Origin of the sequence: Janthinobacterium sp. SUN118 (assembly GCF_030397695.1) — a bacterium.
GTDB lineage: Bacteria > Pseudomonadota > Gammaproteobacteria > Burkholderiales > Burkholderiaceae_D > Janthinobacterium.
On record NZ_JAPUBV010000001.1, the window covers coordinates 513,399 to 534,874 of the forward strand.

General features: G+C 61.4%; 20 protein-coding genes. 11 read left to right on the forward strand and 9 right to left on the reverse strand.

Annotated elements, in window-relative coordinates; all coding sequences use genetic code 11:
• Positions 1-180 precede the first annotated feature (180 nt).
• The 7 genes from O0880_RS02350 to O0880_RS02380 all read left to right on the forward strand — a co-directional run bounded on the left by O0880_RS02350 (position 181) and on the right by O0880_RS02380 (position 8,955).
• A complete protein-coding gene (locus tag O0880_RS02350; protein WP_289887275.1) occupies positions 181-1,125 on the forward strand; it encodes an ABC transporter substrate-binding protein in 945 nt (314 codons plus the stop codon).
• A gap of 256 nt (positions 1,126-1,381) precedes the next feature.
• Positions 1,382-2,185, forward strand: coding sequence for a cytochrome c biogenesis protein CcsA (gene ccsA, locus O0880_RS02355; RefSeq protein ID WP_289884828.1), 804 nt, complete (start codon positions 1,382-1,384; stop codon positions 2,183-2,185).
• Positions 2,182-2,442, forward strand: coding sequence for a PP0621 family protein (locus O0880_RS02360; protein WP_071322013.1), 261 nt, complete (start codon positions 2,182-2,184; stop codon positions 2,440-2,442). Before ccsA ends, O0880_RS02360 begins: the two co-directional genes overlap by 4 nt.
• A 126-nt stretch (positions 2,443-2,568) precedes the next feature.
• Positions 2,569-3,669, forward strand: coding sequence for a sigma-54 dependent transcriptional regulator (locus tag O0880_RS02365; RefSeq protein ID WP_354669877.1), 1,101 nt, complete (start codon positions 2,569-2,571; stop codon positions 3,667-3,669).
• Complete coding sequence (gene ampD, locus O0880_RS02370) at positions 3,647-4,258, forward strand: 1,6-anhydro-N-acetylmuramyl-L-alanine amidase AmpD (protein WP_071322015.1); 612 nt, start codon at positions 3,647-3,649, stop codon at positions 4,256-4,258. The genes O0880_RS02365 and ampD overlap by 23 nt, the downstream gene beginning before the upstream one ends.
• 394 nt (positions 4,259-4,652) lie before the next feature.
• Positions 4,653-7,604, forward strand: coding sequence for a ribonucleoside-diphosphate reductase subunit alpha (locus O0880_RS02375; RefSeq protein ID WP_289884829.1), 2,952 nt, complete (start codon positions 4,653-4,655; stop codon positions 7,602-7,604).
• Between the two features lie 199 nt (positions 7,605-7,803).
• Positions 7,804-8,955, forward strand: a complete 1,152-nt coding sequence (locus O0880_RS02380) for a ribonucleotide-diphosphate reductase subunit beta (RefSeq protein ID WP_071322017.1) — start codon at positions 7,804-7,806, stop codon at positions 8,953-8,955.
• Positions 8,956-9,833: 878 nt separating this feature from the next.
• Here the strand turns inward: O0880_RS02380 and O0880_RS02385 are convergent.
• Positions 9,834-10,844, reverse strand: coding sequence for a hypothetical protein (locus O0880_RS02385; protein WP_289884830.1), 1,011 nt, complete (start codon positions 10,842-10,844; stop codon positions 9,834-9,836).
• 286 nt (positions 10,845-11,130) lie between these two features.
• On the opposite strand from O0880_RS02385, the gene O0880_RS02390 reads away from it, so the two are divergent.
• Positions 11,131-11,664, forward strand: a complete 534-nt coding sequence (locus O0880_RS02390) for a YggT family protein (protein WP_232251036.1) — start codon at positions 11,131-11,133, stop codon at positions 11,662-11,664.
• 115 nt (positions 11,665-11,779) lie between these two features.
• Here the strand turns inward: O0880_RS02390 and O0880_RS02395 are convergent, their stop codons facing one another.
• From O0880_RS02395 to O0880_RS02430, 8 genes are all read right to left on the reverse strand, one after another.
• Positions 11,780-12,718, reverse strand: coding sequence for a carbohydrate kinase family protein (locus O0880_RS02395; protein ID WP_071322020.1), 939 nt, complete (start codon positions 12,716-12,718; stop codon positions 11,780-11,782).
• A gap of 12 nt (positions 12,719-12,730) precedes the next feature.
• Positions 12,731-14,023, reverse strand: coding sequence for a DUF3426 domain-containing protein (locus tag O0880_RS02400; protein ID WP_289884831.1), 1,293 nt, complete (start codon positions 14,021-14,023; stop codon positions 12,731-12,733).
• A gap of 8 nt (positions 14,024-14,031) precedes the next feature.
• Positions 14,032-14,976 carry a 50S ribosomal protein L11 methyltransferase gene (prmA, locus tag O0880_RS02405; protein WP_071322022.1) on the reverse strand — a complete coding sequence of 315 codons (945 nt, stop codon included), beginning with the start codon at positions 14,974-14,976 and terminating at the stop codon, positions 14,032-14,034.
• The gene (gene accC, locus O0880_RS02410) at positions 14,973-16,388 is read right to left on the reverse strand and encodes an acetyl-CoA carboxylase biotin carboxylase subunit (protein ID WP_071322023.1); all 1,416 of its coding nucleotides are present in this window, start codon (positions 16,386-16,388) and stop codon (positions 14,973-14,975) included. Before accC ends, prmA begins: the two co-directional genes overlap by 4 nt.
• A 103-nt stretch (positions 16,389-16,491) precedes the next feature.
• Positions 16,492-16,959 carry an acetyl-CoA carboxylase biotin carboxyl carrier protein gene (gene accB / locus O0880_RS02415; RefSeq protein WP_071322024.1) on the reverse strand — a complete coding sequence of 156 codons (468 nt, stop codon included), beginning with the start codon at positions 16,957-16,959 and terminating at the stop codon, positions 16,492-16,494.
• A 90-nt stretch (positions 16,960-17,049) separates the two neighbouring features.
• Positions 17,050-17,487: a type II 3-dehydroquinate dehydratase gene (gene aroQ / locus O0880_RS02420; protein WP_034746628.1), complete on the reverse strand. Its 438-nt coding sequence runs from the start codon at positions 17,485-17,487 to the stop codon at positions 17,050-17,052.
• 82 nt (positions 17,488-17,569) lie between these two features.
• Entirely contained in the window at positions 17,570-18,121 is a 552-nt protein-coding gene (locus tag O0880_RS02425; protein WP_289884840.1) for a TlpA disulfide reductase family protein, read from the reverse strand.
• A 5-nt stretch (positions 18,122-18,126) separates the two neighbouring features.
• The gene (locus O0880_RS02430) at positions 18,127-18,777 is read right to left on the reverse strand and encodes a hypothetical protein (protein ID WP_289884842.1); all 651 of its coding nucleotides are present in this window, start codon (positions 18,775-18,777) and stop codon (positions 18,127-18,129) included.
• Between the two features lie 111 nt (positions 18,778-18,888).
• On the opposite strand from O0880_RS02430, the gene mpl reads away from it, so the two are divergent.
• From mpl to O0880_RS02445, 3 genes are read left to right on the forward strand one after another with little or no spacing between them, the layout of a single operon-like run.
• Positions 18,889-20,265, forward strand: a complete 1,377-nt coding sequence (gene mpl / locus O0880_RS02435) for a UDP-N-acetylmuramate:L-alanyl-gamma-D-glutamyl-meso-diaminopimelate ligase (protein ID WP_289884843.1) — start codon at positions 18,889-18,891, stop codon at positions 20,263-20,265.
• Positions 20,262-20,864: a YqiA/YcfP family alpha/beta fold hydrolase gene (locus tag O0880_RS02440; protein WP_289884846.1), complete on the forward strand. Its 603-nt coding sequence runs from the start codon at positions 20,262-20,264 to the stop codon at positions 20,862-20,864. The genes mpl and O0880_RS02440 overlap by 4 nt, the downstream gene beginning before the upstream one ends.
• Positions 20,861-21,475: a chorismate lyase gene (locus O0880_RS02445; protein WP_071322029.1), complete on the forward strand. Its 615-nt coding sequence runs from the start codon at positions 20,861-20,863 to the stop codon at positions 21,473-21,475. The genes O0880_RS02440 and O0880_RS02445 overlap by 4 nt, the downstream gene beginning before the upstream one ends.
• Position 21,476 lies beyond the last annotated feature (1 nt).

Consider the following 21,476-nt stretch of genomic DNA (forward strand, 5'->3'; position numbering starts at 1 on the left):
CGCCGGCAGCATGGCTGCCGGCAAAAAAATGTTGCCCTGGCTCTAACACGCGGTACTATCTCCCCATAATAAAAAAGCCGTGTTTCGCGTAGTTTTGCCCTTGCGGGCACACACCAACCACCACAGGAGAACCCGATGCGTAAGAAATTAACCTTGAAGGCCGGTATCACCGCCGCCCTCATGCTGGCTTTCAGCGTGGGCGCGGTCCAGGCCCAGGCGCAGGAAGTCGTGCGTCTTGGTAACTTGAAATTTGCCCATTACGGCGCCGTGTCGTACATCAAGGAAATCGCGCCCAAGTGCGGCATCAAGGTGGAAGAACATATCTTCGCCAAGGGCCTCGACGTGATGCAGGCCATCATCGCGGGCGAGCTGGACGTGGGGGCGACGGCCTCCGAGGCAGCCATTTCCGGCCGCGCGGGCGGCGCGCCCATCTATGTGGTGGCCGGCTTTGCCAAGGGCGGCGCGCGCCTGGTGGGCGGGGCGGGGCAAAAGATCGCCAGCGTCAAGGAATTGAAGGGCAAGCGCGTGGGCGTGACGCGCGGCGGCATCCAGGAAGTGCTGCTGCTGGCCGAACTGGCGCAAGCGGGCCTGACGTATTCCGAAACCAAGGGCAAGGACGTGCAGCTGGTGTTCCTTGCCTACGCGGACTTGAACCAGGCGCTGATGGGCAAGAATATCGATGCCATGATGCAATCGGAACCGCAATCGTCGCAGGCGATCAACAAAGGTTTCGGCACGGAAATCCTGAAACCGTACGACACGCCGATCGGCGAGCCCGTGCGCACCATGGTGATGACGGAAAAGTTTTACAAGGAACGCCGTCCCGTGGCGGAAAAATTCATGCGCTGCTTCGTCGAAGCGACGAAGACCTTTATCGACAACAAGGCGACGGCGGAAAAATACGTGCGCGAAGTGGTGTTCCGTGGCCAGATCACGAAGGATGACTTCGACGATGCGATCAGCAATTCGCCGTATTCCTACGACATCACGCCCGAGCATATCCAGGTGACCACCGATGTGATGGTGAAGACGGGCGTGGGACGCATGACGAAGCCGCCCGTGGCCAAGGACTGGGTCAAGACGGATTTGCTGGAACAGGCGAAAAAGAGCCTGAACGTCAAGTAAGCCGGATACCGGCAGTGCCCGATGGCCCGCTTGAGCGGGCCATCATTTTTTTGCGGCACACTAATATATATAGGCAAGCGGCGAGACAGGCGGCGGGCAGCGGCGCGAAAGATTGTTGAATTCTTGAGGGTGCGCCACCCCGTCACGCCTCAGGCGCGATATCATGGCAGGCTTGCGGTGTCGGCTGGCGGCGTAGTGCCCATAGCCCATACTGTCGCTTGAATCGCGCTTGCCGGCTATGGTGTAAACTTAAACTATGCAGACTTATTTCTTTCTCATCGCCGCCCTGGGGTATGTGGTGTGTGCGGTGCTTCCCTCGTCCCGGGCCCGGCTGATTGCCGGCCTGACGGGCGTGGCTTGGCTGGCGCACGGCGCCACCCTGTGGTTCGACCTGATGGCGCCAGGCACCTTGCGCTTCGGTTTTTCCGCCATGCTGTCGGCCGCGCTGTGGGTATCGGTGGGCGCCTACTGGATAGAAAACCGCAATTTCAGCCTCGATGGGCTGCGCCGGATGGTCATGCCCAGCGCCGTCATCGCCATCGGCCTGGCATGGGCCTTTCCCGGCAGCCAGGTCAGCATGGAAGGCAAGTCGGCCGTCTTCGGCTGGCATATCGCCGTGGCCGTGCTTGCCTACAGCACCTTGACGATCGCCGCCTTCCACGCCGTGCTGATGGCGTTGCAGGAATCGCGCCTGCATACGCGCAGCGAAAGCCGCGGTTTCATCGGCAACGCGCTGGACCAGCTGCCGGCCCTGCTGACGATGGAGAAGTTGCTGTTTCGCATGATCGGCCTGGGCTTCATCCTGCTCAGCCTGACCGTGCTGTCGGGCATTGTGTTTTCCGAACAATTGTTTGGCAAGGCCTTGAACTGGGATCACAAGTCGGTGTTTACCATGCTGTCGTGGCTGCTATTTGCCGCCTTGCTGGCCGGTCGCCGCTTCCGCGGCTGGCGCGGCAAGACGGCCTTGAGCTTTACACTGGCCGGTTTCGCTACCTTGCTACTGGCCTATGTCGGCAGCCGTTTTGTACTTGAAGTGGTTTTACACCGAGGATTCGCATGACACGTGTTTTATTCTGGCTGGCGCTGGTGTTCCTGGTGCTGTTCGCTATCCGCAGCAAGATCCGCGGCATGCAGCAGCGCGCCCGCGCGCAGCAGCAACAGCCGCCGCATCCGTTTGCACCGCCCGGCCGGCCGCAGGAATTGCCCGATGCCGAGCTGATGCTGTGCTGCGCCCATTGCGGCGTGTATTACCCGGCTTCCGAAAACGTGCAGGCCAAGGGCCACGATTACTGCAGTCACGCGCACGCCACCCTGTAGCGCCGGCGACGGGCAGGCGGGCGCCGTTTCCCGCATTGCTCATCCGTATCGTAACGTCCCCCACCGCCAGTCTGGCGTAGCATCTGCAGGAAGCGACCCGTAGCGCCATCGCAGAAAGGCCAGCCCATGTCCCGCCTCAGCCCGCGTACCGTGGCCGCCATCGGCATGCCGCCGGCACCGCAATTGAGCGGCAACTCGGCCGCCATGCAGGCGCTGCGCGCGCAGATCGGCCGCATCGCCGGCTGCGGCGCGCCGGTGGCCATCCGCGGCGAGTCGGGCAGCGGCAAGGAGTTGGCGGCGCGCGCCATCCATGCGCAGGGCGCGCGCGCCCCTTTTCCGTTTATCGCCGTCAATTGCGGGGCGATACCCGAAGCGCTGATGGAGGCGGAATTCTTTGGCTGCCGCCAGGGCGCCTATACGGGCGCGCTGCATGAACGGCAGGGCCTGTTCCAGGCCGCGCACGGCGGCAGCCTGCTGCTCGATGAAGTCGACGACCTGCCGCTGGCCATGCAGGTAAAGCTGTTGCGCGCCCTGCAGGAGCGCCGCGTGCGCAAGCTGGGCGGCAGCACCGACGAAGCCGTCGACGTGCGCATCCTGTGCGCCAGCCAGCATGGCCTGGCGCGCGGCGTGGCGGCCGGCACCTTTCGCCGCGATCTGTATTACCGGCTCAATGTGATCGAGCTGGCCGTGCCGCCGTTGCGGGAACGGCTCGGCGATCTGCAGGTATTATGTGAGGCGATACTGGCACGCCTGGCGCCAAGGCAGGCCGTGCGGCTGGCGCCGCCGGTGCTGGCGGCACTGGGCAATTATGCGTTTCCGGGCAATGTGCGCGAGCTGGAAAACCTGCTGGAACGGGCGCTGGCTTTCGCCGACGGCGGCGTGATCGCGCTCGACGGCCTGGGCTTGCCGCCAGCCGTCCCGCTTCCGGTCCCCGCGCCGATGCGCGCCGCGGCTGGCGCCGCACCGTTGGAAGTGGCGGCGCCCGGACTGGAGCGGCAACTGTCGCTGCCCGGCATGGCGCCGCGCGGCGAGGTGGCCGTCCTGCCATTGGCGGCGTATCTGTGCCGGGCCGAGCGCGACATGATCGTGCTGGCGCTGGAGCGGGAACGCTATCACCGCGGGCGGGCGGCGCGGCAACTGGGGCTCAGCGTGCGCCAGTTGCGTTACAGAATGCAAAAATTGACGATACAGGAGCCCCGGCTTGATGACGGCATGGAAGATAGATGAAGACGGCTGGTGCGATGGCGCCGTGCGCTACGAATCGCCGTACTGGGATGCGCGGCCCGATGGCGCGCAAATCGACTTGCTGGTGATCCATAACATCAGTTTGCCGGGTGGCCACTTTGGCGGGCCGCATGTGTCGGACTTGTTTACCGGCCGGGTAGATTATAATGCCGATCCTTCTTTCGCCGACCTGCGTGGCTTGCAGGTGTCGGCGCACTTTTTTGTGCGGCGCGATGGTGCGTTGTTGCAATATGTTTCGGCTGACCAGCGCGCCTGGCATGCCGGCACGTCCTCGTTCGAGGGACGCCCGCAGTGCAATGGATATTCGATCGGTATCGAAATGGAAGGCTCGGACTGCGTGCCCTTCCAGCCGCGGCAATACCATGTCCTGGCGGCATTGACGGCGGCGCTGGTGGCGCGCTACGGGCTGAGCCAGGTGCGTGGACATGAGCATATTGCGCCGGGCAGGAAGACGGATCCGGGGCCATTTTTTGACTGGCATTTTTATCAAGTATGCTGGCTGGAAACCCTGGCGCGGCAAGCTGCGTTAGCGCTTACTTCGCGGGCATTGGGCTTCCCGCCGCTGCCCTGAAAAGTCAACCGAAATCGTATAAGAAAGTACAAAAAATTACGCTGGCGGATGCCGGAAAACTATTGCATCCCATTTCGATGGGCACTACAATTAGTGCAGAACTTGGATTTAAAGACTATATGTAGTGCCATCTCAGACGTTTTCAGAATTATTGTCAAAGCTACCCTGCTTGCCGGTATGGCAACGGGAACTGGCGGTTTATCACCCTTGATCGTGTTTCGCGCCAGCCCGGCAGTACGGTTTGGCAATATGGATTCTGACCCTGTTTGCGCATTATGAATTTATTATTTAGCAACAATATTACCTGAAGAAACCCTGAGCATCGGGCGTTCTATTCAACAACACACGCGGCAGCAAAACTGCAGGCTGACTTTAGCTGACAACGGGAGCTTCAATGCAATCACCTCAAGATATTTCCATCAATCCAACGCCAGCATCGCCAGCGCCCAGCGCGGCCCACAGCGTGGCAAGTACCGGCGCAGCCTTGGGCGACTATCGCATCATCCGCCGCAACGGTGCGGTGGTGGCATTTGAGCCTTCGAAAATCGCCATCGCCATGACCAAGGCGTTTTTGGCCGTTAACGGCGGCCAGGGCGCGGCGTCGGCACGCATCCGCGAACTGGTGGAACAATTGACTGACGGTGTCGTGGCCGCGCTGGTGCGCCGCCATCCGGGCGGCGGCACCTTCCATATCGAAGACGTGCAAGACCAGGTGGAACTGTCGCTGATGCGTTCGGGCGAGCATGACGTGGCGCGTGCCTACGTGCTGTACCGCGCCAAGCACATGGAAGAGCGCCGCCTGCAGAAGGAAGCGCAAGGCGCTTCCGCGCAAGTCACGGCGCCCCAGCTGAACGTCACCGACAACGGCGTGCGCCGCCTGCTGGACATGCAGGAAGTGCGCGACCTGATCAACGCCGCCTGCGCCGGCCTGGAAAAGCACGTCGATGCCGACGCCATTCTGGCCGAGACCGTGAAAAACCTGTACGACGGCGTGCCCGTCGAAGAGCTGCACAAGTCGGCCATCCTGGCGGCGCGCGCGCTGATGGAAAAAGATCCGGCCTACAGCCAGGTCACGGCCCGCATCCTGCTGCACACGGTGCGCAAGGAAGTGTTCGGCAAGGAAGTGCCGCAAGCGGCCGCTGCCGCCGAATACCTGACGTATTTCCCCGCATATATTGCCAAGGGCATCGCCAACGACCTGCTGAACCCGGTACTGGCCAGCTTCGACCTGGAACGCCTGGCGAAAGCCATCGTCGCCGACCGCGACTTGCAATTCGGCTACATCGGCCTGCAAACCCTGTATGACCGCTACTTCCTGCACATCCATGACGTGCGCATCGAAATGCCGCAGGCCTTCTACATGCGCGTGGCCATGGGCCTGTCGCTGAACGAAGCGGACCGCGAAGCGCGCGCCATCGAGTTCTACAAGCTGCTGTCCTCGTTCGACTTCATGAGCTCGACCCCGACCCTGTTCAACTCGGGCACCCTGCGCTCGCAGCTGTCGTCGTGCTACCTGAGCACCGTGTCGGATGACCTCGAAGGCATCTACGACGCCATCAAGGACAACGCGCTGCTGGCCAAGTACGCCGGCGGCCTGGGCAACGACTGGACGCCAGTGCGCGCCCTGGGCGCCCACATCAAGGGCACCAACGGCAAGTCGCAAGGCGTGGTGCCGTTCCTGAAAGTGGTCAACGACACGGCCGTGGCAGTCAACCAGGGCGGCAAGCGCAAGGGCGCCGTCTGCGCCTACCTGGAAACCTGGCACATGGACATCGAGGAATTCCTCGACCTGCGCAAGAACACGGGCGACGACCGCCGCCGCACGCACGACATGAACACGGCGAACTGGATTCCCGACATGTTCATGAAGCGCGTCATGGAAAAAGGCGAGTGGACCCTGTTCTCGCCATCCGAAACGCCGGACTTGCACGACCTGGTCGGCAAGGCCTTTGAAAAGGCGTACCTGGGCTACGAAGTCAAGGCCGCCGCCGGCGAAATGCGTTCGTTCAAGAAGATCGCCGCGCTGGACCTGTGGCGCAAGATGCTGTCGATGCTGTTTGAAACGGGCCACCCATGGATCACCTTCAAGGATCCGTGCAACATCCGCAGCCCGCAGTCGCACGTCGGCGTCGTCCACAGCTCGAACCTGTGCACGGAAATCACGCTGAACACGGGTCCTGACGAAATCGCCGTCTGCAACCTCGGTTCCGTGAACATGCCGGCGCACATGAAAGAAGGCAAGCTCGATCACGTCAAGCTGGCCAAGACCATCCGCACCGCCATGCGCATGCTCGACAACGTCATCGACATCAACTACTACGCCGTCGACAAGGCGCGCAATTCGAACATGCGCCACCGTCCGGTCGGCATGGGCGTGATGGGCTTCCAGGACTGCCTGCACATGATGCGCGTGCCGTTCGCCTCGGATGCCGCCGTGTCGTTTGCCGACACCTCGATGGAAGCCGTCTGCTACTACGCCTACCTGGCGTCGACGGAACTGGCCGAAGAGCGCGGCCGCTATGAATCGTACGCCGGCTCGCTGTGGGACCGCGGCATCCTGCCGCAAGACTCGGTCAAACTGCTGGCCGAAGAGCGCGGCGGCTACCTGGAAGTCGATTCCTCGTCGGCCATGGACTGGACCCCGGTGCGCGAGCGCATCGCCAAGTTCGGCATGCGCAACTCGAATTGCGTGGCGATCGCCCCGACGGCGACGATCTCGAACATCATCGGCGTATCGGCCTGTATCGAGCCGACGTTCCAGAACCTGTACGTGAAATCGAACCTGTCGGGCGAATTCACCGAGATCAACGGCTACCTGGTGCGCGACCTGAAGGCGCGCGACCTGTGGGATGAAGTCATGATCTCGGACCTGAAGTACTTCGACGGCTCGCTGGTGAAGATCGACCGCATCCCGCAAGACCTGCGCGACATCTATGCGACGGCCTTTGAAGTATCGCCAAGCTGGCTGGTGGAAGCGGCTTCGCGTCGCCAGAAGTGGATCGACCAGGCGCAGTCGCTGAACATCTACATGGCGGGTGCTTCCGGCAAGAAGCTGGACGAAACCTACAAGCTGGCATGGCTGCGTGGCCTGAAAACCACTTACTACCTGCGCACCATCGCCGCCACCCACATGGAGAAATCGACCTCCAAGACGGGCGCCCTGAACGCCGTGGCAGTCGACGGCGGCATGTCGGCCAGCGCACAGAGCGCCCAGGCAGCCGTGGTGGCTGCAGCAGCGGTGGTCGTGGCGCCAGTAGTGGCAGCGGCAGCGGACGACGCTGATGGCGAAGCCTGCTACCTGCGTCCAGGCGACGATGGCTTTGAAGAATGCGAAGCCTGCCAGTAAAACCCGGCGCGCAGCCCGCCTTCTGAAGTGCGGCTGCGCCACTTGCCCGGTATCGGGCTTGCGTGCGACGGTTTTTAGTATAAATTTTAGTTGTCAGCCCGGCACGGCCGGGTTGATTCAATGTTGTTAATGTCTGTATTGCCCGGTACAACGGGCCTGTTGCAGACGCCGGTGAACCGGCATGGAAAGGAAGAAGATTATGTCGTTGTCTTGGGATGATGAAACCACGTCGGCAGCTGCGCCGCGTCCGGCGCAGCAAGCGCCACTGGGAAATACCGAATTGAACCTGCCAGCGGGCGCCGAGCCGTCCGAAGCGAACGCCGAGCAAGTGGCGCGCCGCGTGAATGCCGATGACAAGCGTATCATCAACGGCAAGACGGACGTCAACCAGCTGGTGCCGTTCAAGTACAAGTGGGCGTGGGACAAATACCTGGCCGGTTGCGCCAACCACTGGATGCCGCAGGAAGTGAACATGCAGCGCGATATCGAGCTGTGGAAGAACCCGAACGGCCTGACGGACGACGAGCGCCGCCTGGTCAAGCGCAACCTGGGCTTCTTCGTGACCGCCGACTCGCTGGCCGCCAACAACATCGTGCTGGGCACCTACCGCCACATCACGGCGCCGGAATGCCGCCAGTACCTGCTGCGCCAGGCGTTCGAGGAAGCGATCCACACGCACGCCTACCAGTACATCGTCGAATCGCTGGGCCTGGACGAAGGCGAGATCTTCAACGCCTACAACGAAGTCAAGTCGATCCGCGACAAGGATGAATTCCTGATCCCGTTCATCAACACCCTGACCGACCCTGCGTTTGTCACCGGCACGGTGGAAAACGACCAGAAGCTGCTGAAGTCCCTGATCGTCTTTGCCTGTCTGATGGAAGGCCTGTTCTTCTACGTCGGCTTCACGCAGATCCTGGCGCTGGGCCGCCAGAACAAGATGATGGGCGCGGCCGAGCAGTACCAGTACATCCTGCGCGACGAATCGATGCACTGCAACTTCGGCATCGACTTGATCAACACGATCAAGATGGAAAACCCGCAGCTGTGGACGGCCGCCTTCCGCGAAGAGATCAAGGACCTGTTCATGAAGGCCGTGGAACTGGAATATGCGTACGCGGAAGACACCATGCCGCGCGGCGTGCTGGGTCTGAACGCGCCGATGTTCAAGGGCTACCTGCGCTTCATCGCCAACCGCCGCGCGCAGCAGATCGGCATCGAGCCGCTGTTCGCGCAAGAGGAAAATCCATTCCCATGGATGAGCGAGATGATCGACATGAAGAAGGAACGCAACTTCTTCGAGACGCGCGTGACCGAGTACCAGACCGGCGGTGCGCTGAACTGGGAATAAGCTTTCGCTCTTCAAAGCCAGAAGCGCCGTCCTCGTGACGGCGCTTTTTTTTCGTGCGCGGCGCTGCAAAATGCCGCCGCCAGAGGACACGAGAAAGCGCCATCGGCACGACATGAAAATGCATGCGGAGCGGGCGCCGCGAAGAGACTGGCGCCGGTTTTTTCGCAGCCCATGCGCGGCCGCATCGCAGGCTGAAAATATCGTTTCCGCATACGCTGGCGGCGGCATTTGGCGCGCGATTGTGCGATAGCACGCGTATCGTGCAAAAAAGCGGGCGAAAACGTGTCGTGCCGGTTGCGCATTGACAAGGTTTTCGTGTACTTTATGAGATTGCAAATGCGAGCGTTAGAATGCGGGGTTTTTTAACCAGCGCGGTAACGAAAAAACCTCGCAAAACAGGGATACAGATTTACACGGATATGCACAAAACCACACCGTTTTCGTCTGCCGCCGTGCCCGAATTTTTTCAGGCATGGCGGTTTTTTATTTGACGCATGGGTGTTGTAGCGAGCGCGATGCGAGGAGCGAAAAAACGCACGGCATCGAAAACGAATGACCGAATTCAGACTTTGCCACCAGCTGCGAGATAAAGCAGGGTGGCACCGACGATGGCTGAAGTGCTGCAAACGTGAGGAGTTGCAGCAGTTCAGCTGGTGCCGAATTCATTAGCGCAAACGACCGTTTGTGCCGATGAATAATTCGCCTGGCCTATCCCTGTGGTGGGTCGGACGGGTTTAAATCTTGTAGCTTAAATTTCTCATCTCAGATGAAGGAGAGACAAATGGCAACAGCCGCTAAGAAATCAGAAGTAAAGAAACCAGCCGCCAAGGCTGCTCCTGCCGCGAAGAAGCCGGCAGCCGCAGCGAAGACGGTTGCCGCTAAACCAGCTGCCAAAGCCGCAGCGAAACCAGCCGCCAAACCAGTCGCCAAAGCCGCAGCCAAGCCTGCGGCAAAAGCAGCTGCCAAGCCGGCAGCAAAACCAGTAGCGAAAGCCGCCGCGAAACCAGCGGCCAAGGCCGCAGCAAAACCGGCCGCCAAGCCGGCAGCGAAAGCCGCAGCGAAACCTGCCGCGAAAGCAGCAGCCAAGCCTGTAGCGAAAAAAGCCGCCGCCAAACCGGCCGCCAAGCCAGCAGCCAAAGCCGCAGCGAAACCTGCCGCCAAGGCAGCAGCCAAGCCAGCGGTGAAAAAAGCCGCAGCGAAACCTGCAGCCAAGGCAGCAGCCAAACCTGTCGCCAAAGCAGCAGCCAAGCCAGCGGCGAAAAAAGTCGTCGCCAAGGCAGCAGCAAAGCCAGCAGCAAAAGCTGCAGCCAAGCCAGCGGCCAAGGTAGCAGCGAAGCCAGCAGCGAAAGCTGCAGCCAAGCCAGCAGCAAAAGCTGCGGCGAAGCCAGCGGTGAAAAAAGCCGCGGCGAAACCTGCGGCCAAGGCAGCAGCGAAGCCGGCCACCAAAGCGGCCGCCAAGCCAGCAGCGAAAAAAGTCGTCGCCAAGGCAGCAGCCAAGCCGGCCGCCAAAGCAGCAGCCAAGCCAGCAGCAAAAGCTGCAGCGAAGCCAGCGGCCAAGGTAGCAGCGAAGCCAGCAGCAAAAACCGCAGCGAAGCCAGCAGCAAAAGCTGCAGCCAAGCCAGCGGCCAAGGTAGCAGCGAAGCCAGCAGCAAAAGCTGCAGCCAAGCCAGCCGCCAAAGTTGCCGCGAAGCCAGCGGCCAAGCCGGCAGCCAAGGTCGCAGCGAAACCTGCCGCCAAGGTAGCCGCAAAACCGGCAGCCAAGCCAGCGGCCAAGGTAGCAGCGAAGCCGGCAGCAAAAGCTGCAGCCAAGCCAGCCGCCAAGCCGGCAGCGAAAGCCGCAGCGAAACCTGCCGCCAAGCCAGCCGCAGCGCCAGTCGTGGCAGCAGCACCGGCCGCAGCAGCGCCGGCAGCTCCAGCGGCACCAGCCGCCGTGGCCGCCAAGCCAGCCGCCAAGAAGGCCGCGCCTAAAAAGGCCGCGCCGAAGAAGGCAGCTCCTGCCGCCAAGCCATCGGCACCTATCGCACCTGTAGCAAAAACCGTGTTGGCACCGGCTGCAGCCTGGCCATTCCCAACCAGCACCCGCCCATCGTAATTTCCACGATACGGATGCCTGGATGAGGCAACACGCCGCTGTGTGACTCAATCACACAGCGGTTTTTTTTTGGAGAATTTGTCGTGCTGATCGTTATCCTTACATTGATCGTTGATACCATTGCCACTCTGCTGGGCGGGGTCTTGCTGCTGCGCTTCTGGATGCAGGCGGTACGCGTGCGGCCGCCGTCGTCCGTGGCGCAATTCACCTTTCAATTGTCCGACTGGCTGGTGCGTCCCCTGCGCCGCGTGGTGCCGGGCGTGGGCGGATATGACTGGGCCAGCCTGATCGGCGCCTTCCTGATTGTGTTGCTGGCCAGTACGGTCCTGTTTATTTCCGGTTACCCGGTCGAAGCGGTGCTGCTCAAATCGCTGCAACGCTTCCTGCAATGGATACTCTACGGTTTCATGGCCTTGCTGATCATCGAAGCCATCTTCAGCTGGGTCAACCCGCATGCGCCGCTGGCGCCCTTCGTACGGGCCCTGAACGAGCCGCTGCTGCGTCCGATCCGCAAGGTGGTGCCGCTGGTCGGCAGCCTGGACCTGTCGCTGCTGGTGGCCCTGATCCTGCTGCAGATCGCGCAAGTGCTGGTGGGGATGATTTTTGTGGTGCGATGACGGTGAGGTGGTGGCGTAGGCCGGGTTAGCGTAGCGTAACCCGACATCACCACTTGTCATGCTAACGATGTTGTCGGATTACGCGCGGTTTTACCGCGCTAATCCAACCTACATATTAATAGCGGTAGCCGAACGCCGCTTCGAACTGGTCGGCGATGCTGGCTGGCGTAAACACGTGGTTTTGCGCGCCCTGGGTGGCGATCTTGATGGCGCCCAGCAGGCTGGCCAGGCGGCCGCTGGTTTCCCAGCCCAGGTCGTTGGTGATGCCGAACAGCAAGCCGGCGCGGTAGGCGTCGCCGCAGCCGGTGGGATCCAGCACTTCCTTGGCGGCAACGACAGGGATGTCGATGCGCTTGCCGTCCGTATAGATTTCCGAACCCTTTTCGCCGCGCGTGACGATCAGCGCTTCCAGGCGGCTGGCGATTTCCGGCAGGGTCAAACCTGTGCGTTCCATCAACATTTCCATTTCATAGTCGTTGGCCGACACGTACGTGGCTTTGTTGATGAAGTCGATCAACTGTTCGCCGTTAAAACGCGGCAACTGTTGACCTGGATCAAACATGAAAGGGATGCCCAGCTCGGCCAGGTCGGCGGCGTGCTTGAGCATGCCAAGGTCGCCGTCCGGCGAAATGATGGCGACCTTGGCCGGGCCCGCATTGGCGATCGGGTTTTCATGCGCGAACGACATGGCGCCCGGATGGAAGGCGTTGATCTGGTTATTGTCGGCATCGGCCGTGACGAAGCACTGCGCGTTGTAGCTGTCGGCCTTGATCAGGATGTTGGCGGTGGAAATGCCCAGCTTTTGCAGGCGTTCCAGGTAGGCGGCGCTGTCCTGGCCCATGACGCCGACGATGCGCGGCTCGCCACCCAGCATTTTCAGGCTGTAGGCGATATTGCCCGAGCAGCCGCCAAACTCGGTGCGCATGGTGGGCACGAGGAAGGACACGTTTACCTTGTGCAGCTGGTCGGCCAGCAGCGATTCGCCGAAGCGGCCGGGGAATTGCATGATGGTGTCGGTGGCAAGCGAGCCGCAGATCAACGATGTTTTAGTCATGATAGTGTGCTGTTAAGGGTAAAAGATGGCGATATGGTAGCCAGACGCCGTGAGCTGGTCTAATGCGAAATACACTTTGATGGTTTGTTCCGAGCGCGGCGCCAGGCCCTTGGCCACGTCGATATTCGCCGGCAGGTAGTCGCGCGGCGCGATGACACGGCGCAACACGGGCTTGTCGTTGGCGTCATTGAGGGTCAGTTCGATGCTGGGCCACGCCTGCACGCTGCGGCTGTGGTTGCGCAGCAGGGAAACATAGGAAAAGGTCTGTTCCTTCAGGGTCTGCAGCTCGCCCTGTTCGATGGCCAGCGCCTCGATCTGCGCCGGCAAGTCCACCTGGCAGCCGCTCAGCGAGCAGAGCGCGGCCAGGGTTGGCTTCCACTGCGGAAATTGTGCCGCCAGCGGATTGCGGAATGTGGTCATCACTTGCAGCACCAATATGAGCAGCAGCGCCAGCGAGCCAAGGCCCATGGCCACACGCAAGGCCTTGCCGCTTTGTTCGCGGCGCCGGCCCTGGATGACAAAGGCGGGCTCGTCGTCCGGCGGCGCTGGCGCGGCCTCGGTTTCTTCCTCTACCTCGGCGGCGGCGTGCTCTGGCGCCGGCACTTCGTCGGGCGGCGGCGTGAACGGCTGTGCGGCCAGCGTGGGCTCCTGGCGCACGCCGGCGGGAGCGGCGGGCGGCAGCGTTGCAGCCCGGGGCGGCACGGCGGCCGGCACGGGCTTGTCGAGGCTGATTTTTTCCACGTCCGGCTCACTGGCGGGCGCACTGCCGTCGAGGTTCGGTTCGCGGCGGCTGTCGCGCAAATACGTGGCAAAGGCGGGCGCTTCATCGACCTGGCGGCGCTTGAACGGCGCCATCGGCCGGGGCAAGGGCGGTTCGGGCAGCTCTGCCGGTGCTGCTACAGCGATGTCGGCAGGCGCGGCGGCAGGCACGTCGGCCGGCAGGTCGACGTCGAGGTCCAGCTCGATATGCTCGGTATCGTCTTCGTCATCCTTGAGCTGTGCCGTTTCCGGCAGGATGCCGAACGGGTCGAACGAGGTGTCGAAATCGAGGGAATAGATGGGTTCGTCGTCCGTGGCGGACGGCAGGCTGTCTGCCAGCGGGTCTGCGCCGGACAGCGGGGGAGTGGCGGTGCCGGGATGCGATGTTAAAAACGGCGATGCCGCGGCCGGATCGACCAGCGCGGCATTGCCGTCAAAGACTTCCCTGCACGTGCCACAGCGCACGATGCCCCCACGTAACTTCAACTGGTCAGCAGCGACCCGAAATATCGTGTTGCAATGGGGGCATTTGGTGGCGAGGGCCATTGCTGTGCTTATGCACCTTCCGCGCGGGGCGCAGGGGCTTGTGTTGCACCCAGGCGGCCATGCAGCGCCACCCAGCCGTCTTGCTCGGCCCATACGCCCAGCTCAATGAACGGAGCGTAGGCAGCGGCCACTTCTTCCGCCTGGCGTGCCAGCACGCCGGACAGGATCAGGGCGCCGCCGTCGGCGACGCGGCCCGACAGCATCGGCGCCATCAGCTTCAATGGGCTCGACAGGATATTCGCGACAACGATGTCAAACTTGGCCGTGGCGTGTGCCGAGGTGGCAAACGTGTCTGGCAAGAAATATTCGATCTCGCACTGGTTGCGTTCGGCATTGTCGCGCGCCGATTCGATCGCCTGCGGGTCGATATCCACGCCGGCCACCGTTTGCGCGCCCAGTTTCTTGGCCACCATGGCAAGGATGCCGGAGCCGCAACCATAGTCGAGCACGGTCTTGCCGGGCGCGGGGTGCGCTTCCAGCCATTCCATGCACAGACGCGTGGTCGGATGGCTGCCCGTGCCGAAGGCCAGGCCCGGATCCAGTTCCAGGATCAGGCCGTCAGGATCCGGTGCCTCGTGCCAGCTGGGCACGACCCAGATGTTCTTGCCGATGTGAATCGGCGCGAACTGCGACTGGGTCAAACGCACCCAGTCCTGCTCTTCCACGGGGCGCACGGTAAAGGCGGGCACGTCCGCCATGCCGACCGCCTGGGCGGCGGCGGCCACGATGGCGGCCTGGTCGGCGTCGACGTCCGTCAGCGCCACCACGCGGCTGCGTTCCCACGCCGCTTCCTTCGGTTCCATGCCGGGTTCGCCAAACAAAGGCTGTTCGGCATCCGTGCCTTCGTCGGCGTCTTCCACCGACACCGACAGCGCGCCCGCTTCCATCAACGCGTCGGACATGGCTTCGGCGTTGTCGCGGGCGATTTCGATGACGATTTCAGTCCAGCTCATGCGTCCGCCTTGATTTCGGATTTCTTGGCGATGCTGGGGCTGCCGCCATGCAGGTTCTTGCCCAGGTCCGGCATGTCGGCCAGCTTCTGTTCCAGATAGTGAATGTTGGTGCCGCCTTCGATGAAGCGGGCGTCGATCATCAGCTCGCGATGCAGGGCGATGTTCGTATTGATGCCTTCGACCACCATTTCGGACAGGGCGATCTGCATGCGGCGAATCGCTTGCTCGCGCGTAGCGCCGTAAGCGATCACTTTGCCGATCATCGAGTCGTAGTGCGGCGGCACGTAATAGCCGGCGTAGGCGTGCGAATCGACGCGGATGCCGGGACCGCCCGGTGCATGCCACGAGACGATCTTGCCTGGCGATGGCGTGAACTTGAACGGATCTTCCGCATTGATGCGGCACTCGATGGCGTGGCCCGACAGCATGACGTCGCGCTGGCGGAAACGCAGTTTTTCGCCGGCGGCGATGCGGATCTGTTCTTGCACGATGTCGATGCCGGTGATCATTTCGGTGACCGGATGTTCGACTTGCACGCGGGTATTCATTTCAATGAAATAGAACTCGCCGTTTTCGTACAGGAACTCAAACGTGCCGGCGCCGCGGTAGCCGATCTTGCGGCAGGCTTCGGCGCAACGGTCGCCGATTTTTTCGATCAGCTTGCGCGGGATGCCCGGCGCCGGCGCTTCTTCGATCACTTTCTGGTGGCGGCGCTGCATGGAGCAGTCGCGCTCGCCCAGCCAGACGGCGTTTTTGTGTTCGTCGGCGAGGATCTGGATTTCCACGTGGCGCGGATTTTCCAGGTACTTCTCCATATACACTTCAGGGTTGCCGAAAGCCGTGCCGGCTTCCGTCTTGGTCATCGCCACGGCGTTGATCAGGGCCGCTTCCGTGTGCACCACGCGCATGCCGCGTCCGCCACCGCCACCGGCGGCCTTGATGATGACCGGGTAGCCGATCTTGCGGGCAATTTGCACGATCGCTTTCGGATCGTCCGGCAACGCGCCTTCCGAGCCGGGTACGCACGGTACGCCAGCCTTGATCATGGTTTGCTTGGCCGACACTTTGTCGCCCATCAAACGGATCGATTCGGAGCGGGGGCCGATGAAGACGAAGCCCGATTTCTCGACGCGTTCGGCAAAGTCGGCGTTTTCCGACAGGAAGCCATAGCCTGGGTGAATCGCTTGTGCATCCGTCACTTCAGCGGCGCTGATGATGGCGGGCATGTTCAGGTAGCTCAGGGCGGACTGGGCCGGCCCGATACAAACGGATTCGTCGGCCAGCTTGACGTATTTCGCGTCCTTGTCGGCTTCGGAGTGGACTACAACCGTTTTGATGCCCATTTCGCGGCAGGCGCGCTGAATACGGAGGGCAATTTCACCACGGTTGGCAATCAGGATTTTTTCAAACATGGTAGGTTCGCGTATGTCTGTGAGAGCCGGCGAGCCGGCGAAACAACAAGTGTGGGAGGGGCTAGAACTGCAAACGGCCGTTGCCGGCCGTGTTGACTGGGTTTTAGCCGATCACAAACAGGGGTTGACCGAATTCGACCGGCTGGCCGTTTTCGACCAGGATCTGGGTCACGACACCGGCTTTGTCCGAGTCGATTTCATTGAGCAGCTTCATCGCTTCGATGATGCACAGGGTATCACCTTCCTTGACGGTGGAACCCACTTCGACGTACGCGGCGCTGCCAGGAGCGGAGGAACGGTAGAAGGTGCCGACCATCGGCGACTTGACCACATAGCCCGTTGGCTCGGCGGCAACGACGACAGCGGCGGCCGCCGGTGCTGGCGCAGCTGCTGGCGCGGCTGGCTGGTAGTGGGCTTGCATGCCTTGCGGCTGCATCATGACCATCTGGTTTTGCGGCATGGCCGACGATTTGACGATGCGAACCTTGCTTTCGCCTTCGGTAACTTCCAGCTCTGCGATATCCGATTCGGCGACCAGGTCGATCAAGGTCTTGAGTTTTCGTAGATCCATGTAAAACCCCTAGGAATGTAGTTTGTTTTATGAGTGATGCGGTGATGTCCAGAACCTATCGCCGCGCTAAATGCGTGCAGATCGCGTAGATTAACGTTTTTTAAGCGCAAAGTCGATGGCAAACCGATATCCATCGATACCCAGGCCGCAGATCGTCCCCTGCGCGATCGCGCTGAGAAATGAGTGATGTCGAAACGTTTCGCGTTGATAAATATTCGAGATATGGACTTCCACGAACGGAATGGCAACCCCGGCCAGCGCATCGCGCAAGGCGACGCTGGTATGGGTCAAACCGCCCGGATTGATGACGATGGCATCGATCCCTTCCGCTCGCGCGGCATGGATGCGGTCGATCAGCGCGCCTTCATGGTTGCTTTGGAAGCAGACCAGGTCGGCACCGGCCGCCATGGCTTGCGCCATTGCTGCCTGCTCGATATCGGCCAAGGTGCTGGCGCCGTAGACCTCAGGCTCGCGCGTTCCCAGCAAATTCAGGTTGGGACCGTTGAGCAGAAGGAGGTTTTTTGCCATGTATGGAAGACCGTTTTAGCGAAAGTTCCGCATTTTGCCGCCAAAGATACGCATTGGCAAGAGAAAAAAGCACGCTCCGAATTTACAATTTATCCAGATCGGCGCGCAACTGATCAAATTTCAAGCGTCCCAGATAGGTCTTTTTGACTTCGCCATCGGCGCCGATCAGCACCGTAAAGGGCAAGCCGCCCGTCGCATTGCCAAAATGGCGCGACAGGTCGGTGCCGCTCATGCCGGACACGTAGACGGGATAGGCGATCTTGACCTTGCTGGCAAAGGTGGCAATATTGCTGGCCGAATCGATGCCGATACCGATGACCTGCAGGTTTTTCCCCGCATAGTGGCCTTGCACTTCGGATAACTCCGGCATTTCTTCCACGCAGGGCGGGCACCATGGGGCCCAGAAATTGACCAGCAGATTCTTGCCTTTCCATTGTGACAAGGCTTGCGTGGCGCCGGCCGCGTCCGGCAGCGACAGCGCATACAGTTCATTCACGGGGCCCGTCGCGCCCGGCGCGATCGTGGCCGTCAGCGGACCCGCTTTTTCCTTGTCCTTATGCAAACCTACGTATGCGCCCATGCCGCCAAACATCAGCGCAACGATGGCGCAAGCAATCCAATTCTTCTTTGTCATAGCTATTATTTATCTATCTTCGTGTTAGTGGGCGCGCCATCGGCCAGGCTGGTGGCCAGCAGGCTGCGCAAGCCTGCGATATCCGTGCGCAGCACCTTGCCGTCCGCCTTGGCTTTCAGCGCGCCGCGCATATCGTCGAGCTCATACAGGGCCGCGTGCACGCCTTCGTTTTTCCATAAGAAACTGGCCGTCTCGACCGCATCATAACGCGCTCCCTTGAAATGCGGGCTTTCCGACATGTCGAGCACGACATTTTTATTCAGCAGGAAGATGTGAATCTCCTTGGCGCTCTCGGCAAACAGCTGCAAATAGATCTCGTCGTGCGGGCCGGCCGTGCCGTTGAGTACGGGGCCGCTAAGCAGGGGATGAAATTGTTGCAAGGCTTCCATTACCTGCAGCGCAATCGTGCGCAGCTGGAACAGGCGCGCCGGCTGGCTGTCGGCCAGGAACAGGGCATTGTACTGGCGCACCTGTTCCTCGATCAGGTCGTTGTCAGGAAGTATATTGGGGCGGTTCGGCGCGTCGCCGAGGACTTGCCGCGCGGCCTTGCGCTTGGCGCTGGCATAGTCGGCGCCGTCCTGCGCCACCAGGCGCGCGGCGGCAGCGGCGATTTCCAGGCGCAACTGCGCGCTATCGTCAAATGCATCGTTTGTCATGAGCCAGATGATACTCTGAAGCGGAAAAAGTCATGGCGTCAGGTAAAATCCTACACTTGCTCTTTTTTATCTCACCGTCTTACTTAACTTCGCACCTTTCGCACTGATCACATGCACATTCATATCCTCGGCATTTGCGGTACCTTCATGGGCGGCCTGGCTGTCCTCGCCAAGGAAGCCGGCCATAAAGTTACCGGCTGCGACGCCAACGTCTATCCTCCGATGAGCACCCAGTTGGAATCGCAGGGAATCGAACTGATCCAGGGTTTTGACCCGGAACAAACCCGGCTGAACCCGGATTTGTATGTGATTGGCAATGTGGTCTCGCGCGGCAATCCGCTGGTGGAAGAGATATTGAACCGCAGCCTGCCGTACGTGTCTGGCCCGCAGTGGATCGGCGAACATATATTACGCAACAAGTGGGTGCTGGCCGTTGCCGGCACGCATGGCAAGACGACCACCTCGGCCATGCTGGCGTGGATACTCGAAGACGCCGGCTACGCGCCTGGCTTCCTGATCGGCGGCGTGCCGATGAATTTTGGCATTTCCGCCCGCCTCAGCGGCAAGATCGACGGTAAAAGCGCCGATTCCGACTTCTTCGTCATCGAAGCCGATGAATACGACACGGCCTTCTTCGACAAGCGCAGCAAATTCGTGCACTACCACGCGAAAACGGCCGTCATGAATAACCTGGAATATGATCACGCCGACATCTTCCCCGATCTGCATGCGATCGAGACGCAATTTCATCACCTGGTGCGTACCGTGCCCGGCATTGGCCGCCTGATCGTCAATGGCGACGAAGCGTCGCTGCAGCGCGTGCTGGCGCGCGGTTGCTGGAGTGAACAGGAAAGTTTTGGTCAGGATGCCAACTGGCAACTGCAAGAGCAAGCCGATGGCAGCTTTGACGTGTTCTTCAATGGCAAGCAGGAAGGCCATGTGGCGTGGGCGCTCACGGGCAAGCACAACCGCAGCAATGCGCTGGCGGCGATTGCCGCCGCGCGCCACGTCGGTGTGCCGATTGCCCAGGCGTGCGCTTCGCTGGCCACGTTTGACAGCGTCAAGCGCCGCATGGAAGTGCGCGGCGTGGTCGACAACATTACCGTGTACGACGACTTCGCCCATCACCCGACGGCGATTGCCACCACGGTGGGCGGCTTGCGCCAGAAAATCGGCCAGGCTGGCCGCATCCTGGCCGTGCTGGAACCGCGTTCGAACACCATGAAGCTGGGCGCCATGAAAGACGCGCTGCCGGGCAGCCTGAAGGATGCCGATCTGGTCTTCGGTTTCGGCAGCCAGCAAGCGCTGGGCTGGAGCCTGGGCGACGCGCTGGCGCCGCTGGGCGCGATGGCCAGCGCGTATGAGGACATCGATACGCTGGTGGCCGCCGTGGTGGCCGCCGCCCGTCCCGGCGACCAGATCGTCGTCATGAGCAATGGCGGCTTCGGCGGCGTGCACGAGAAACTGCTGAAGGCGCTGGGCCGATGATTCTGTATCTGCATGGATTCCGCTCGTCGCCGCTGTCGATGAAGTCGCGCCTGCTGGCTGAGCAGATGCAGGCGCTGGGCCGCACGGCAGAATGGCTGTGCCCGCAATTGCCCGCTTCGCCGAAGCTGGCCATCGAACTGGCCCGCTCGCTGGTGCAGCACGTGCCGCCGGCGGAATTGACGATCATCGGCTCCTCGCTGGGCGGCTATTACGCCACCTGGCTGGCCGAGCAACTCGCTTGCCGCGCCGTGCTGCTCAACCCGGCGATTGTTCCCTTGATCGACCTGGAACAGCATGTGGGCGTGACGACCGAGTTTCATTCGGACAAGCCGTTCGAATTCAAGCGCGAATATATCGATGAGTTGCGCGCGTTTGCCGTGCAGCACATTACTGAACCACAACGTTATTTCCTGATCGCCGCCACCGGTGACGAAGTGCTCGACTACCGCGACATGGTGGCGCATTATCGGGGGGCGCGCCAGCTCGTCATCGACGGCAGCGACCACGGCATCAGCGAATTTGCCGATTACGTGGCGCCCGTCCTGGCCTTTTGCGGTATCGATATCAATTCTGCAATGGCCGAAGGCGCGGCCCGGTGAGGCCGGGTTCGCTGCGGCAGGCGCAGTGGCATGCGCATGTGAACGCCGTCAATGCGCCCCCGGCCCTGCGCCACTGGCTGACGGGCGGCGGTTCGCTGACGGCCAAGCTGAAAGCGCATAGCCAGGCATTCCGCGTGCAATGTTTGCATCAGGAAACGGCGCGTTGTCTGAGCGACGAGTCTGCCATCATCGGCCTGCATCGCGCGGGCCGGGTATGGGAACGCGAAGTGCTGTTGCGGTGTGATAATAGACCGGCCGTGTTTGGCCACACCGTCGTGCCTATGCAGGCGACGGCCACCGACTGGCCCCTGTTTTCCGCACTGGGCGAACGCTCGCTGGGGACGACCCTGTTTGGCGATCGCATGGTACGGCGTGGCACGCTCGAATTTGCCCGTTTGCGCGCGGGACACCCGCTGGTGCAGCGGGCGCAGGCGGCGCTGGCCCTGGAAGGCGCAGGCTGCGATGCCAAGGCGCTGTTTTTTGCCCGACGCTGCTTATATCAGCGTCATCAAGGATTGCTGCTGGTAACGGAAGTATTTCTGCCGGCGGTGCTGGAGCTGAATTTCGTCACTCGCACCGTTGCAACCGACACATTAATAAACAAAGCATAAC